The following is a 12,905-nucleotide window of genomic DNA, read 5'->3' on the forward strand; positions in this document are numbered from 1 at the left end:
CCTCATCGCCGGCTCCCACAGATCGGTGGCCGGCATTGGCCCTTGTGGGAGCTGGCAAAGCCAGCGATAGAGGCTCCCCGCATCTAAATCAGGCACTGCCCGGCCCGGCCAATGGCAGCTCCAGACGTGCCACGAATCCCCCCTCAGGGTGATTGGCCAGGCTCAAATTCCCCCCATGCCGCTCCGCCGCCTTGCGCGCAATCGCCAGGCCCAGGCCATGGCCCGCGGCGCTCTGGCCGGGGGCGCGGAAGAAAGGTTCGCCCAGCTGGGCCAGGTGTTCATCGGCCACCCCGGGGCCATGGTCACGCACGCTGAGCACGATACGGTCGTTATCGCGTACACCGCTGATTTCAATCGGCTGCCCTGGCGGGTTGAAGCGCAGGGCGTTGCGCAGCAGGTTGTCCAGCGCCCGCTCGACCAGCGTCGGCCAGCCCTGCAGGCTCAGGCCGCTGTCGTGGCGCAACTGGATATCCTGTTCCGGCGCACTGAGCTGGGCATCCTTGTGCACGCTCTGCAGCACGGCATCCAGGTCCACTGGCTCGGCCCGCGCCTGCTCGGCATCGACCCGGGCCAGCACCAGGATCTCGCTGATCAGCGCTTCGAGCCGGTCGCACTCACGGGTCAGGCGTGGCCACAACGCCTGACGTTGTTCAGGCTCGGCCCGCTCGGCCAGGGCCAGGGCAATGCGCAGGCGCGCCAGGGGCGAGCGCAATTCATGGGACACGTCGCGCAACAGCTGACGCTGGCTGCCGATCAGGCTCTGCAGTCGTGCGCCCATGCGGTTGAAGTCATTGGCCAGCACGCCAAACTCATCGCGGCGGTTGGCCAGGCGCGCCAGGCTGTTCTGCTGGTAACTGGTCTGGCCCAGGTCGTGCACCGCGCCGCGCAGGCGGCTCAGCGGGCGGGTGATGGAGAGGGTCACCATCAGGCTGAACAGGGTCAGCACCACCAGGGCAATCCCCAGGGCACTCAGCGGCCAGAGCAGGCTGTCGCGGTGCCAGGCGTCCAGCTCCGGGTGCGGAATGCGATAAATCAGCAGGTAGGTTTCACCGCTCTCGGGGCTGGTGTATTCCTCGGTCAGCCGCCGCCAGGGCAGGCGACGCTCGTCGTTGTTGCGGCGCGCCTCGAAGACGGCCGCGCGCCGCGGGAAGGTGCCGGGGACCACGGCGTCGCCGCTGTCGTTGAGCACCTGCACATCGATGTTGTAGTGGCGTTTGCGCCGTTCAAGAAAGTGCTGCGCCGCGTCCGGTCCTTCCTGTTCGTATCGCTGGGTCCACTTCTGCGCCAGGGTATTGAGGCCCGGGTGGCGACTGAGGATCCAGGCATCCTGGTTGAGCATGTGCGCGAGCAGGATCGACAGGCCGGCGACCAGGGCAATGGCCAGCCAGAAACTGGCCAGGATGCGCCAGAACAATGAACGCAAGGGAGGCTCCTTCAACGGCAAAAGCCCGGCCTGCCGGGGGGCAGGTCGGGCGGGTGGCTGACAGCTTACTGGGCCTTGGTGGCTTTTTCAGCTTTCCAGGCCTTGAACTCGTTCCATTCGGCGCTGCGGGCATCCTGTTCTTTCTTCAGTTCGTCGAACTTCTTCTGCTGGTCGGGCTTGAGCAGGGCACGGATGTCGGCCTGGGTCTTGTCCTTCTTGGCCTGCAGTTCGTCCTTCAGGGCTTTCTGATCGGCTGCCGGGAGTTTTTCCAGGTAGCGCTGGGTGATTTCCTGACGGCTCTTCATCTGCTCGCCCATCAGCTTGCCGATCTGCTGGCGCTGTTCACGGCTCAGGTCCAGCTGGGCGAAAGGCGCTCCACCGCGGTGGTGATCGCCATGGCGCGAGCCGTCTTCTGGCATGGCCATGGCGACGGTCGGCAGTGCGGCAGCGAACATCAGGGCGATAAGGGTCTTGCGCATGGTGTCTCTCCTTTCAGGGGCCGGTGATTACCGGATGTGCCCAGTCTAGGGAGATCAAGGTCAACGGCGGTCAGGCAAGCGTAAAGCTTGGGTAAAGATGCCTACTCGCATTACTGACATTACAGGCTGTAGTAATAGCCGCGGCTGCGCAGGGCGACGATGCGCGGACGGCCATCGGGGTGCGGGCCGATTTTCTTGCGCAGGTTGCTGACGTGCATGTCCAGGCTGCGGTCGTACAGGGTCAGCTTGCGGCCCAGGGCGAGCTGTGCCAGTTCCTGTTTGTCCAGTGGTTCGCCCGGCTGGCGCAGCAGGGCTTCGAGGATGCGGCTTTCGGAGAGGGTCAGGGTCAGCTCGTGCTGGTCGATGCTGACCACGCCACGTGCCGGGCTGAAGCACAGGTCGCCGATTTCCAGCTGGCTGGGCGGGGTGCTGGGGTGGCTGCGGCGCAGCACGGCGCGCAGGCGGGCGGTAAGCTCGCGCGGATCGCAAGGTTTGGCCAGGTAATCATCGGCGCCCAGTTCCAGGCCGAGGATACGGTCCAGAGGCTCGCCACGGGCCGAGAGCATCAGCACCGGCAGGTCGGCATGCTCGCTACGCAGTTGCTTGAGCAGCTCCAGGCCGCTGCCATCGGGCAACATCACGTCCAGTACCACGGCGGCCGGTGCCTGCGTGGCCAGGGCCTTGCGCGCGCTCTGGCCATCGTGACAGGCACGCACCACGAATCCTTCCTGGGTCAGCCAGCTGCCCAGCAGCTCGCAGAGTTCCTCGTCATCATCAATCAGTAACAGCTCGCTCATGACTCACTCAATTCAACCATTGCCGACGCTTTCTGTGTCCGCCGCTGGCAAAGATACCGCAGAGTGCGGCCAACAGGGCAACTGCGCCGCCAATCAGGAACCATTGCTGCTGGTCGGTGATCAGTCGGGTCGGGGCGCTGGCCTGCAGTTCCTTGATGGCCAGCTTCAGGCGCTGGTTCTCCTGGCGCAGGCGGGTCAGCTGGGCGCTTTCGCGTTCGCTGTCGGTGTTGTGCAATTGCTGGGTCAGCGCTTCGCGCAGGCGCTCGCTTTCCTTCAGGCGTTGTTGCAAGTCGGTGATCTGGCTGCCGGCACTGAGCGACAGTGGGGTACTGGCGGTCGGTTCCTCAGCCTGGGCAAGTGGGCTCAGCAGCAACAGGCACAGCAACAGGGACAACGGACCTTGACGCATGGGAACTCCTGATTCTTGTCGATTCAGCAGGTTGTCGGCTGGCAGACGAGAATAATGAGCAACTGCGAAGGTAAAGGGCGGGAACGGTGCGCCCGGTGGCGCACCGCGTGCAGCGGATCAGGGCAGGACTTGCTTGAACGGCTTGACCACGACCTTGTCGTAGACACCGGCGGCAATGTACGGATCGGCATCGGCCCAGTCCTGCGCAGCGGCCAGGGAGTCGAACTCGGCGACGATCAGGCTGCCGCTGAAGCCGGCTTCACCCGGGTCGTTGCTGTCGATGGCCGGGTGCGGGCCGGCCAGCACTACGCGACCTTCGGCCTTGAGCTGTTGCAGGCGTTCGATGTGCGCCGGACGGGCGGCCAGGCGTTTTTCCAGGGAGTTGGCAACGTCGCTGGCGATGATGGCGTAGAGCATGTCAGTCCTCTTGCTTCGGGGTTGAGGGCGGCGTGGTGGCGTCGGTGTCGTGCAGGTGGCGCGACAGGTAAACGCCCTGGGCCACCAGGAACAGTACGGTCATGCCCAGGCTGCCGAACACCTTGAAGTCGACCCAGATGTCCTGGAAGGTGAAGGCAACGAACAGGTTGGCCGCGCCGCAGAACAGGAAAAAGCCGATCCAGGCCAGGTTCAGGCGGCTCCAGACGATCTCGGGCAGGCTGACGGCATGCCCCATGATGCGCTTGATCAGCACCCGGTCGCCGACGAAATGGCTGCCGGCAAAGGCCAGGGCGAACAACCAGTTGACCACCGGTGCCTTCCACTTGAGGAAGGTTTCGCTGTGGAAGGCCAGGGTCAGGCCACCGAACACCAGGCAGGCGACCAGGGTCAGCCATTGGCCCTTTTCCAGCTTGCGCTGGCGGATGAACAGGGCGCCGTAGACCACCAGGGAGCTGAGGATCAGCATGGCCGTGGCGCTGTAGATGCCGCCCAGTTCGAAACTGTGGCCGGCGAATTCGACGGCACGGGGCTCAAGCTTGTAGACGATGAAGAACAGGAGCAGCGGGATGAAATCGATGAATTGTTTCACAGTGGCAGCCAGAAGCAGGATGTGACGGCATAATAACAAACATCAAAGACAGCGAAAGCGCCACCTATGAATGTTGACCTGCACTGCCACAGTACGGCCTCCGACGGCGCCCTGACGCCAACGGCACTGGTCGCCCGGGCCCATGAGCACGGCGTGCGGATGCTCTCGCTGACCGACCACGACACCCTCGACGGCCAGCTCGAGGCCCGCGCCGCCACCCAGGCGCTGGGCATGCAGTGGGTCAGCGGGGTGGAGTTGTCGTGCACCTGGGGGGGCGCGACCATCCATGTGCTGGGCTACAACTTCGCCCTCGACGCCGCCCCGTTGCTGGAAGCGATCGAGTCGTTGCACCGTGGCCGCTGGTTGCGCGCCGAAGAAATCGACCGACGGTTGGGCCTCAAGGGCATGCCCGGCGCGCTGGACGGTGCCCGGGCCATCCAGCAGGAGCTGGGCGACAGCGGCAATGCCCCGGCGCGCCCGCATTTCGCCGAGTACCTGGTGCGTGCAGGCCACGTCCGAGACCGCGCCGAGGCGTTTCGCAAGTGGCTGGGTGCCGGCAAGCTGGGCGATGTCAAATTGCACTGGCCGAGCCTGGACGACACCGTGCAGACCCTGCGCAATGCCGATGCCTGGGTCAGTCTGGCCCATCCGATGCACTATGAATTAACACGCAGCAAGCGCCGCCGGCTGATTGCCGACTATATTCAAGCAGGCGGCCAGGCACTGGAAGTGGTCAACGGGATGATGCCGGCCGAGCAGGTGGGGACCATGTCCATCCTCACCCGTGAGTTCGGTCTGCTGGCCAGCGCCGGCAGTGATTTCCATGGCCCAGGCACCTGGGGCGAGATCGGTGCCTACCGGCCATTGCCGGAGGACCTGCCACCGCTGTGGCGTCGATTCAAACATGAGCAGCCTATCGCGGCCGTCTGACCAGGAAGAGAATGTGAGTCAATTTTTCCAGATTCATGCGGAGAACCCGCAACTGCGCCTGATCAAACAGGCCGTCGAGATCATCCGCAAGGGTGGGGTGGTGGTGTATCCCACCGACTCGGCCTACGCCCTGGGCTGCCAGATCGGTGACAAGAATGCGGTGGAACGGGTTCGCCGCCTGCGCCAGCTGGACAAGAGCCACAACTTCACGCTGATCTGCTGCGACCTGTCGCAAATGGGACTGTTCGCCAAGATCGATACCTCCACGTTCCGCCTGCTCAAGGCCCATGTGCCGGGACCTTACACCTTCATCCTCAACGGCACCCGCGAAGTACCGCGGCTGCTGCTGCACGAGAAACGCCGCACCATCGGCCTGCGCGTGCCGCAGAACCCCATCCTGCTGGCGCTGTTGGAGGAACTCGGCGAACCCTTGATGAGCGTCAGCCTGATCCTGCCGGGGGACGAGGAACCGATGACCGATCCCTATGAGATCCGCCAGCGCCTCGAACACCACGTCGACCTGATCATCGATGGCGGCTTCGGCGACCTCAAGGCGTCCACCGTGATCGACCTGACCGGCGACGAGCCGGAAGTGATCCGCGTCGGCTGTGGCGACCCTGCACCCTTCATGGTCGAAGCGTGAGCCAGGCACCGACCAGCGAACCGGTCATCGACCCGCAAGCAGGCGCCCAGCAGGAGCTGCCGCTGGTGCTGGTCTACGGCCAGGCCCTGACCGAGATGCCGGTGGACCTGTACATCCCGCCGGATGCCCTGGAAGTGTTCCTGGAGGCCTTCGAAGGCCCGCTGGACCTGCTGCTGTACCTGATCCGCAAGCAGAACGTCGACATTCTCGACATCCCCGTGGCGGAAATCACCCGCCAGTACATGGGCTATGTCGAGCTGATGAAAACCGTGCGCCTGGAACTGGCCGCCGAGTACCTGGTGATGGCCGCGATGCTGGCCGAGATCAAGTCGCGCATGCTCCTGCCGCGTTCGGCTGAGGTCGAGGAAGAAGAGGGCGACCCGCGCGCCGAGCTGATCCGCCGCCTGCAGGAATATGAACGCTTCAAGGCCGCAGCCGAAGGCATTGATGGCCTGAGCCGGGTCGGCCGTGAGGTCGTGGTGCCACGCCTGGATGCACCGCAGGCCAAGGTGCGCAAGCTGTTGCCGCAGGTCTGCCTGGAAGAGCTGCTGGTGTCCATGGCCGAGGTGCTGCGCCGTGGCGACCTGTTCGAAAGCCACCAGGTCAGCCGCGAGGCACTGTCGACCCGCGAGCGCATGAGCGAAGTGCTCGAACGCCTCAAGGGCGGTGGTTTCGTGCCTTTCGTCGAACTGTTCACTGCCGAGGAAGGCAAGCTCGGCGTCGTGGTGACCTTCATGGCCATTCTCGAACTGGTGAAGGAATCCCTGATCGAACTGGTGCAAAATGAACCCTTTGCGCCGATCCACGTCCGCGCCCGCGTCGAGTAAGCAAGTAACGCCATGAACCTGAATGACCCGCGCGACCTGGCGCCCCTGCTCGAAGCCTTTCTGCTGGCTTCGGGTAAACCGCAGTCCCTGGAACGCCTCTTCGAACTGTTCGAGGAAGCCGAACGCCCGGAGCCTGCGGTGTTCAAGAAGGCCCTGGAGGTGCTGCGCAAGTCCTGCAGCGGCCGCGCCTTCGAACTCAAGGAGGTGGCGTCCGGCTATCGCTTGCAGATCCGCGAGGACTACGCGCCCTGGGTCGGGCGCTTGTGGGAAGAACGCCCGCAGCGTTACTCCCGCGCCCTGCTGGAAACCATGGCGTTGATCGCCTACCGCCAGCCCATCACCCGTGGCGAGATCGAAGACGTGCGCGGCGTTGCGGTCAACAGCAACATCATCAAGACCCTGCTCGAACGCGAGTGGATTCGAATCGTCGGTTACCGGGAAGTGCCGGGCAAGCCGGCGATGTTCGCCACGACCAAGGCGTTCCTCGACCATTTCAACCTGAAGAACCTCGACGAACTGCCACCGCTGGCCGAGTTGCGTGAGATGGAGCCCGAGCCTGCACCGCTGCTGGACCTGGACGATGCCCCGGTACCCGCCCACCTGCAGGCCCTGGCCGACGCCAGCGCCGAACCTGAGCCCGCGCCGGAGGAAACCAGCTTCCGCACCCTGTTGACCGAGCTGGATGCCATGGAAGAGGGACTCAAGACCGATTTTGACGACCTGCTCGACGAGCCTGCGGCCGAGGACGCCAGCGAGCCGCTGGAAGTCGAACCCGAGACACCCCGGCAATAGCGCCGGCCTTCGGGCGGAAAGTGCCGGCAATTTTGACGAGATCGACTAGTCTCAGGTGCGCTCCGGTCGCGATCGGCGTATGATTCGCGACCCTTTTGGCGCGTGTGCGCCAAGCCAGTTTTCCATTCCTACACCGGGAGGTGCCCAGATGAGTGATAAAGACCTGCAAGAAACCCAGCCACTGCCGCCATCAGGCGAGAAGCTGCAAAAAGTGCTCGCGCGTATCGGCGTGGGCTCGCGCCGCGATGTCGAGGCCTGGATCAGCCAGGGCCGGATCAAGGTCAATGGCGTCGATGCCACCCTCGGCCAGCGTGTCGACCTGCATGACGCGATTTCCGTCGACGGTCGCCTGATCAAGCGTGAAGAGTCCGCCGAGACCGTGCGCCGGGTGATCATGTACAACAAGCCCGACGGCGAGATCTGCACCCGTGACGACCCGGAAGGCCGTCCGACCGTGTTCGATCGCCTGCCACGGCCGAAAGAAGGCCGCTGGATCAATATCGGTCGCCTGGACATCAACACCACTGGCCTGCTGATGTTCACCACCGATGGTGAGCTGGCCAACCGTCTGATGCACCCGTCCTACGAGATGGACCGCGAGTACGCCGTGCGCGTGCGCGGCGAAGTCGACGAAGACATGATCGCCCGCCTCAAGGCCGGTGTCGTGCTCGAAGACGGCCCTGCGCGTTTCACCGACATTCAGGAAGCGCCGGGCGGTGAAGGCTTCAACCACTGGTACCACTGCGTGGTGATGGAAGGCCGCAACCGTGAAGTACGTCGTCTGTGGGAATCCCAGGGCCTGGTGGTCAGCCGCCTGAAGCGCGTGCGTTTCGGTCCGGTGTTCCTCAACTCCGACCTGCCAATGGGCCGCTGGCGCGAAATGAGCCAGCAGGAAGTGGACATCCTGGCGGCCGAAGTGGGCCTGACCCCGGTGGCCATGCCGGTGCTCAACCACAAGTCCAAGGACAAGCTGGAGCGCCTGCAGCGCAAGTCCACCCGTCCGCTGGGCCGTGGCGAGCGCGTACGCACGCTGCGTCCGGCCAAGGACGCCGGCACCGCCGAGGCGCCTGCCCGCCAGCCGCGTGGCGAGGCCGAGCGTCCCGCACGTCAGCCGCGTGGCGAAGCGCCGCGCAAGGATGCCGGTCGGGGTCGCAGTACCGTGGCTGAACGTCCAAGCGAGATGAACAAGCGTGGCAAGCCGGCACCCAAGCGTCCGGGCAAGCCTCGTTCGTAATAGCCCGCTCCTGGGGAGCAGGTAAAACAAAAAGCCAGCCTTCGGGTTGGCTTTTTTTTACCTTTAAAAACCGGGCCTTACGCGAGCCCAAGGAAGCATTGGCAGGTTTTTGCACCGCCTCGTAAATAAAACGTTACAAGTGCTCCCCGGATGCCCGGTGCCTTCCGTCAATCGCTGTGACTGTAAACAAATCTTTCCGCAATGCCCGGGCCAGGGCTGTTTCCGTACACGTCAAGTGCTTGCCCGCAGGCCGCTGGAGCGGTGAGATGTGCGCCATTGCCGTGTGCAAAGCCAGGGCCGGAGAGCCGGGCATTCAATAAGAACAAATGGAGGCGCCATGTACGCCGATTACCCCCCCAGGCTAGATCCCTTCCTCAGGACCGGTGCGTTTTGTCGTCAGACAGTCACGCAACGTGTTGACCCCTGCGCGTCTTCAGGGGTATACAATGCGCCGCGTTTTACCTGTGACCCCAATGCGTACCGCGCACTCTTGCTGACACCCGGCTGATTCGCCCACGGCTACTGCCCTGGACGGGTAGCAGTTGGTCAAGACCCTCAAGGTAACCACCTTGTTAATTCCGCCGCGCCACGAGCGTGGTGGGTCCGATTCCGTCACAGATAAAAACAAGCAGGTGACTTCGTTCATGAGTGGACAAAACACACATTCAGGCGAGCTGAAACGCGGCCTGAAAAATCGCCATATCCAGTTGATCGCCCTGGGCGGCGCAATTGGTACCGGGTTGTTCCTGGGGTCGGCCGGGGTGATGAAATCGGCGGGTCCGTCGATGATTCTCGGCTACGCGATCTGCGGCTTCATCGCTTTCATGATCATGCGCCAGCTCGGCGAGATGATCGTCGAAGAGCCGGTGGCCGGTTCCTTCAGTCACTTTGCCCACAAATACTGGGGCGGTTTCGCCGGCTTCCTGTCGGGCTGGAACTGCTGGGTGCTGTACATCCTGGTCGGCATGTCGGAGCTGACCGCAGTCGGTAAGTACGTTCACTACTGGTGGCCGGAGATCCCGACCTGGGCCTCGGCAGCAGCCTTCTTCATCCTGATCAACGCGATCAACCTGGCCAACGTCAAGGTATTCGGCGAGGCCGAGTTCTGGTTCGCGATCATCAAGGTCCTGGCCATCGTCGGCATGATCGCCCTGGGCAGCTACCTGCTGGTCAGCGGCAGCGGCGGCCCGCAGGCTTCGGTCAGCAACCTGTGGGAACACGGCGGCTTCTTCCCCAATGGCGTGAGTGGCCTGGTCATGGCCCTGGCGATCATCATGTTCTCCTTCGGCGGCCTGGAAATGCTCGGTTTCACCGCAGCCGAGGCCGACAAGCCGAAAACCGTGATCCCCAAGGCGATCAACCAGGTCATCTACCGCATCCTGATTTTCTACATCGGTGCCCTGGTGGTCCTGCTGTCGCTGACCCCATGGGACAGCCTGGTGACCAGCCTGGACGCTGCCGGCGGTACCTACGGCGCCAGCCCGTTCGTCCAGGTGTTCTCGCTGCTGGGTAGCGATGTGGCTGCGCATATCCTCAACTTCGTGGTCCTGACCGCGGCGCTGTCGGTCTACAACAGCGGCACCTACTGCAACGCCCGCATGCTCTACGGCATGGCCGAGCAGGGCGATGCCCCGGCGGGCCTGGCGAAGATCGACAAGCGCGGTGTGCCGGTACGCTCGATCCTGGCCTCGGCTGCCGTGACCCTGGTGGCGGTGCTGCTCAACTACTTCGTGCCGCAGCACGCCCTGGAGCTGCTGATGTCGCTGGTGGTGGCTGCCCTGGTGATCAACTGGGCGATGATCAGCTACTCGCACCTCAAGTTCCGCCAGTACATGAACAAGACCGGCCAGAAGCCGCTGTTCAAGGCACTGTGGTACCCCTACGGCAACTACATCTGCCTGGCCTTCGTGGTGCTGATCCTGGGCATCATGCTGCAGATCCCGGGCATCCAGTTGTCGGTCTATGCCATTCCGGTCTGGCTGCTGGTGATGGGCGTGTGCTACAGCCTCAAGAGCAATCGCGGCAAAGCCGCTGCAGCCAACCCAGCGGCTTCGCTCAAGCGCTGAGTGCAACGGTTGTAAAAAACGCCCCGGTCCTCGGGGCGTTTTCATTTACAGGTGGAGGATCTCCAGGGTGCCCGAGCCGTCGAGCGGGGTATCCTGGGGGGTATCCAGCTTGTTTTCCCCGAAGGGTGTGTGATGTTGCAACTATCGAATGCCGTACAGATATCGGACGACGAGATCGAGCTGACGGCGATCCGCGCCCAGGGCGCCGGGGGCCAGAACGTCAACAAGGTCTCCAGTGCCGTGCACTTGCGCTTCGACAGCCAGGCCTCGTCCTTGCCGCCGTTCTACAAGGAACGCCTGTTGGCACTGCGCGACAGTCGCATTACCCGCGACGGGGTGATCATCATCAAGGCGCAGCAGTACCGCACGCAGGAACAGAACCGTGCCGATGCGCTGGAGCGTCTGCGCGAATTGATCCTGGCGGCGGTCAAGGTCGAGAAGGCACGTCGTCCGACCCGGCCGACCCTGGGTTCGAAAACCCGGCGGCTGGAGACCAAGAGCAAGCGCGGCGCGATCAAGGCCGGTCGCGGCAAGGTCGACTACTGAGGTGCGGTGACTACCTGCGGTCCTGGCGGTACAGGTAGAGGCTCAGCAGCAAGCCACAGAGGGCGGCGCCGGCAGCGAAGACGAAGATCGACGCAAAGCCGAACCCGGCGGCGACTGCGCCTGCCAGCGGTCCGGTGATCCCCAGTGACAGGTCGATGAACAGTGAGTAGGCACCCACGGCCGCGCCGCGGTTGGCGGCAGGCACCAGATTGACCGCTTCAACGCCCAGTGCCGGAAACACCAGCGAGAAACCGAAGCCGCTCAGGGCCGCGCCGGCCAGGGCCAGTTCGGCGCTGGGGGCCTGCCAGAGCATCAGCAGGCCCAGGGCTTCCACCGTCAGGCAGGCGATGGTTACCCGGTAACCGCCGATGCGGTTGATCAGGTTGCCGAACAACAGGCGTGCACCGATGAAGCAGGCACCGAACAGGCTCAGGCACAGTGCCGCGTTGTTCCAGGCGTGGCTGGCGTAGTAGAGGGTGATGAAGGTGGCGATGGTGCCAAAACCGATCGAGCCCAGGGCCAGCGCGGAGCCATGGCCGAACACCCGGCCCAGGACATGCATAAACGGCAGGCGCTCACCGGTCACCACGGGCGCGGCCGTCTTCGGCCAGGCCAGCAGCAAGCCCAGCAGGCACAGCACCACAATGCTGGCGCCCATGCTCCATAAACCGAACCGTTGTACCAGCAGCACGCCCAGTGGCGCGCCGATGGCCAGTGCGCCATAGCTGGCGATACCGTTCCAGGAAATCACCTTGGCAGTGTGCTGGGCGCCCACCCGCCCGATCCCCCAGCCAATGGACCCCGACCCCACCAGGCTCTCGGCACTGCCCAGCACCAGGCGACCGACCAGCAGGCTGGCCAGGCTCGCCCAGGGCGCGGACTGCAAGCTGGCGGACAGCAGCATGAACACGCCGCTCAGGCCGCATCCGGCCAGACCGTACATCACGGCACGCTTGCTGCCCAGGTTGTCGATGATGCGGCTGGCGGTCGGGCGGCTGAGCAGGGTGGCAAGGTACTGCACGCTGATCACAAGCCCCGCCACCACGGCACCAAAGCCCAGGTCGTCATGGACATAGCCAGGCAGTACCGCCAGCGGAATGCCGATATTCAAGTAACCGATGAAGGTGAACAGGACGATGGAGACAACTTGCAGGGTGACCGCAAGGGGGCGCGGTGAGTCAGGCATGGGGAGACTTTTATCGGGGGGGAGTTCTTGACAGTGTGAAAACGTGTTGAGGAAAGGGTTCCTGCATCGGCCGTTTTCACACAGTCTGATCGGTGCGCGATTATTCCTGGTCGGCGCTGGAGGTTTCGTCGCCGTCGTAGTCAGTCTGGGCTGGCTCGGCGCTGTGAGTGGCAGGTGTCTGCTCTTCTGGGTTCAGGCTTGGGAAGGGAAGATTCGGGATTTCATGCATCTCGTCGTTCCTCGCAAGTGTGTGGAAAGGCTGCGCAAGGCGCACGTGGCTTTCGAAAAAGCCTGGGCAGGATACAGGAGTCTGGATGACATTTTGAGTTTTCCTGCCTGATGGTAGGCATTGGAACGCAATCGCGGGGCTAGTCGAGTCGGGGGGGGGGGGGGGGGCCCCCCCCCCCCCCCGGGGGGGGGGGGGGGGGGGGCCGGGGGGGGGGGGGCGGGGCGGGGCGAAAAAATTTTTAACCCCCCCACACCCCCCCCCCCCCCCCCCGCGCCCCCCCCCCCCCCCCCCGACTCGACTTGCCCCGCGATAGGTTT

The 12,905-nt window shown here is 64.0% G+C and carries 14 protein-coding genes and 1 pseudogene; 7 read left to right on the forward strand and 8 right to left on the reverse strand.

The genetic code is table 11. The annotated features are described in order from the left end of the window. Positions 1–88: 88 nt before the first annotated feature. The 6 genes from ACIQUS_RS16375 to ACIQUS_RS16400 form a co-directional block, all read right to left on the reverse strand. Positions 89–1,423, reverse strand: a complete 1,335-nt coding sequence (locus ACIQUS_RS16375; RefSeq protein ID WP_403048381.1) for an ATP-binding protein — start codon at positions 1,421–1,423, stop codon at positions 89–91. 65 nt (positions 1,424–1,488) lie between these two features. Continuing rightward, positions 1,489–1,902 (reverse strand): LTXXQ domain protein, encoded by a 414-nt coding sequence (locus ACIQUS_RS16380; protein ID WP_403048383.1) that lies wholly within the window; start codon positions 1,900–1,902, stop codon positions 1,489–1,491. A gap of 119 nt (positions 1,903–2,021) precedes the next feature. After that, a complete protein-coding gene (locus ACIQUS_RS16385; RefSeq protein ID WP_403048385.1) occupies positions 2,022–2,699 on the reverse strand; it encodes a response regulator transcription factor in 678 nt (225 codons plus the stop codon). A gap of 7 nt (positions 2,700–2,706) precedes the next feature. Beyond that, positions 2,707–3,108: a translation initiation factor 2 gene (locus tag ACIQUS_RS16390; RefSeq protein ID WP_403048386.1), complete on the reverse strand. Its 402-nt coding sequence runs from the start codon at positions 3,106–3,108 to the stop codon at positions 2,707–2,709. Between the two features lie 117 nt (positions 3,109–3,225). Beyond that, a complete protein-coding gene (locus tag ACIQUS_RS16395; RefSeq protein WP_403048388.1) occupies positions 3,226–3,525 on the reverse strand; it encodes a YciI family protein in 300 nt (99 codons plus the stop codon). 1 nt (position 3,526) lies between these two features. Next, the gene (locus ACIQUS_RS16400) at positions 3,527–4,135 is read right to left on the reverse strand and encodes a septation protein A (protein WP_403048390.1); all 609 of its coding nucleotides are present in this window, start codon (positions 4,133–4,135) and stop codon (positions 3,527–3,529) included. Positions 4,136–4,201: 66 nt separating this feature from the next. Here ACIQUS_RS16400 and ACIQUS_RS16405 point away from each other — a divergent pair, with 66 nt between their 5' ends. The 7 genes and pseudogenes from ACIQUS_RS16405 to arfB all read left to right on the forward strand — a co-directional run bounded on the left by ACIQUS_RS16405 (position 4,202) and on the right by arfB (position 11,173). Next, positions 4,202–5,065, forward strand: a complete 864-nt coding sequence (locus ACIQUS_RS16405; protein WP_403048392.1) for a PHP domain-containing protein — start codon at positions 4,202–4,204, stop codon at positions 5,063–5,065. Positions 5,066–5,078: 13 nt separating this feature from the next. Beyond that, positions 5,079–5,708, forward strand: a complete 630-nt coding sequence (locus ACIQUS_RS16410) for an L-threonylcarbamoyladenylate synthase (protein WP_403048394.1) — start codon at positions 5,079–5,081, stop codon at positions 5,706–5,708. Positions 5,709–5,836: 128 nt separating this feature from the next. Beyond that, positions 5,837–6,535 carry a segregation and condensation protein A gene (locus ACIQUS_RS16415; protein WP_403048515.1) on the forward strand — a complete coding sequence of 233 codons (699 nt, stop codon included), beginning with the start codon at positions 5,837–5,839 and terminating at the stop codon, positions 6,533–6,535. Between the two features lie 12 nt (positions 6,536–6,547). Then, a pseudogene (scpB, locus tag ACIQUS_RS16420) lies at positions 6,548–7,312 on the forward strand (SMC-Scp complex subunit ScpB); the annotation flags it as partial. Positions 7,313–7,475: 163 nt separating this feature from the next. Further along, positions 7,476–8,561: a 23S rRNA pseudouridine(2605) synthase RluB gene (rluB, locus tag ACIQUS_RS16425; protein WP_403048396.1), complete on the forward strand. Its 1,086-nt coding sequence runs from the start codon at positions 7,476–7,478 to the stop codon at positions 8,559–8,561. Between the two features lie 644 nt (positions 8,562–9,205). Next, on the forward strand, positions 9,206–10,627 hold the full coding sequence (locus ACIQUS_RS16430) for an amino acid permease (RefSeq protein WP_403048398.1): 1,422 nt from the start codon (positions 9,206–9,208) through the stop codon (positions 10,625–10,627). 132 nt (positions 10,628–10,759) lie between these two features. After that, positions 10,760–11,173 (forward strand): alternative ribosome rescue aminoacyl-tRNA hydrolase ArfB, encoded by a 414-nt coding sequence (arfB, locus tag ACIQUS_RS16435; protein WP_403048400.1) that lies wholly within the window; start codon positions 10,760–10,762, stop codon positions 11,171–11,173. A gap of 10 nt (positions 11,174–11,183) precedes the next feature. On the opposite strand, the gene ACIQUS_RS16440 is transcribed toward arfB, so the two are convergent. Next, positions 11,184–12,359 carry an MFS transporter gene (locus ACIQUS_RS16440; protein WP_403048402.1) on the reverse strand — a complete coding sequence of 392 codons (1,176 nt, stop codon included), beginning with the start codon at positions 12,357–12,359 and terminating at the stop codon, positions 11,184–11,186. A 100-nt stretch (positions 12,360–12,459) separates the two neighbouring features. Continuing rightward, complete coding sequence (locus tag ACIQUS_RS16445; protein ID WP_403048404.1) at positions 12,460–12,588, reverse strand: hypothetical protein; 129 nt, start codon at positions 12,586–12,588, stop codon at positions 12,460–12,462. Positions 12,589–12,905: the final 317 nt, after the last annotated feature.

The organism is Pseudomonas sp. NPDC090755, assembly GCF_044769005.1.
Taxonomy (GTDB): Bacteria; Pseudomonadota; Gammaproteobacteria; order Pseudomonadales; family Pseudomonadaceae; genus Aquipseudomonas.

What these genes read in the sequence shown, in the direction of transcription:
- ACIQUS_RS16385 (WP_403048385.1), bottom strand. Translation starts at nt 2,699, where the DNA reads ATGAGCGAGCTGTTACTGATTGATGATGACGAGGAACTCTGCGAGCTG.
- ACIQUS_RS16405 (WP_403048392.1), top strand. Translation starts at nt 4,202, where the DNA reads ATGAATGTTGACCTGCACTGCCACAGTACGGCCTCCGACGGCGCCCTG.
- ACIQUS_RS16395 (WP_403048388.1), bottom strand. Translation starts at nt 3,525, where the DNA reads ATGCTCTACGCCATCATCGCCAGCGACGTTGCCAACTCCCTGGAAAAA.
- ACIQUS_RS16390 (WP_403048386.1), bottom strand. Translation starts at nt 3,108, where the DNA reads ATGCGTCAAGGTCCGTTGTCCCTGTTGCTGTGCCTGTTGCTGCTGAGC.
- ACIQUS_RS16430 (WP_403048398.1), top strand. Translation starts at nt 9,206, where the DNA reads ATGAGTGGACAAAACACACATTCAGGCGAGCTGAAACGCGGCCTGAAA.
- arfB (WP_403048400.1), top strand. Translation starts at nt 10,760, where the DNA reads ATGTTGCAACTATCGAATGCCGTACAGATATCGGACGACGAGATCGAG.
- ACIQUS_RS16440 (WP_403048402.1), bottom strand. Translation starts at nt 12,359, where the DNA reads ATGCCTGACTCACCGCGCCCCCTTGCGGTCACCCTGCAAGTTGTCTCC.
- ACIQUS_RS16445 (WP_403048404.1), bottom strand. Translation starts at nt 12,588, where the DNA reads ATGCATGAAATCCCGAATCTTCCCTTCCCAAGCCTGAACCCAGAAGAG.
- rluB (WP_403048396.1), top strand. Translation starts at nt 7,476, where the DNA reads ATGAGTGATAAAGACCTGCAAGAAACCCAGCCACTGCCGCCATCAGGC.
- ACIQUS_RS16380 (WP_403048383.1), bottom strand. Translation starts at nt 1,902, where the DNA reads ATGCGCAAGACCCTTATCGCCCTGATGTTCGCTGCCGCACTGCCGACC.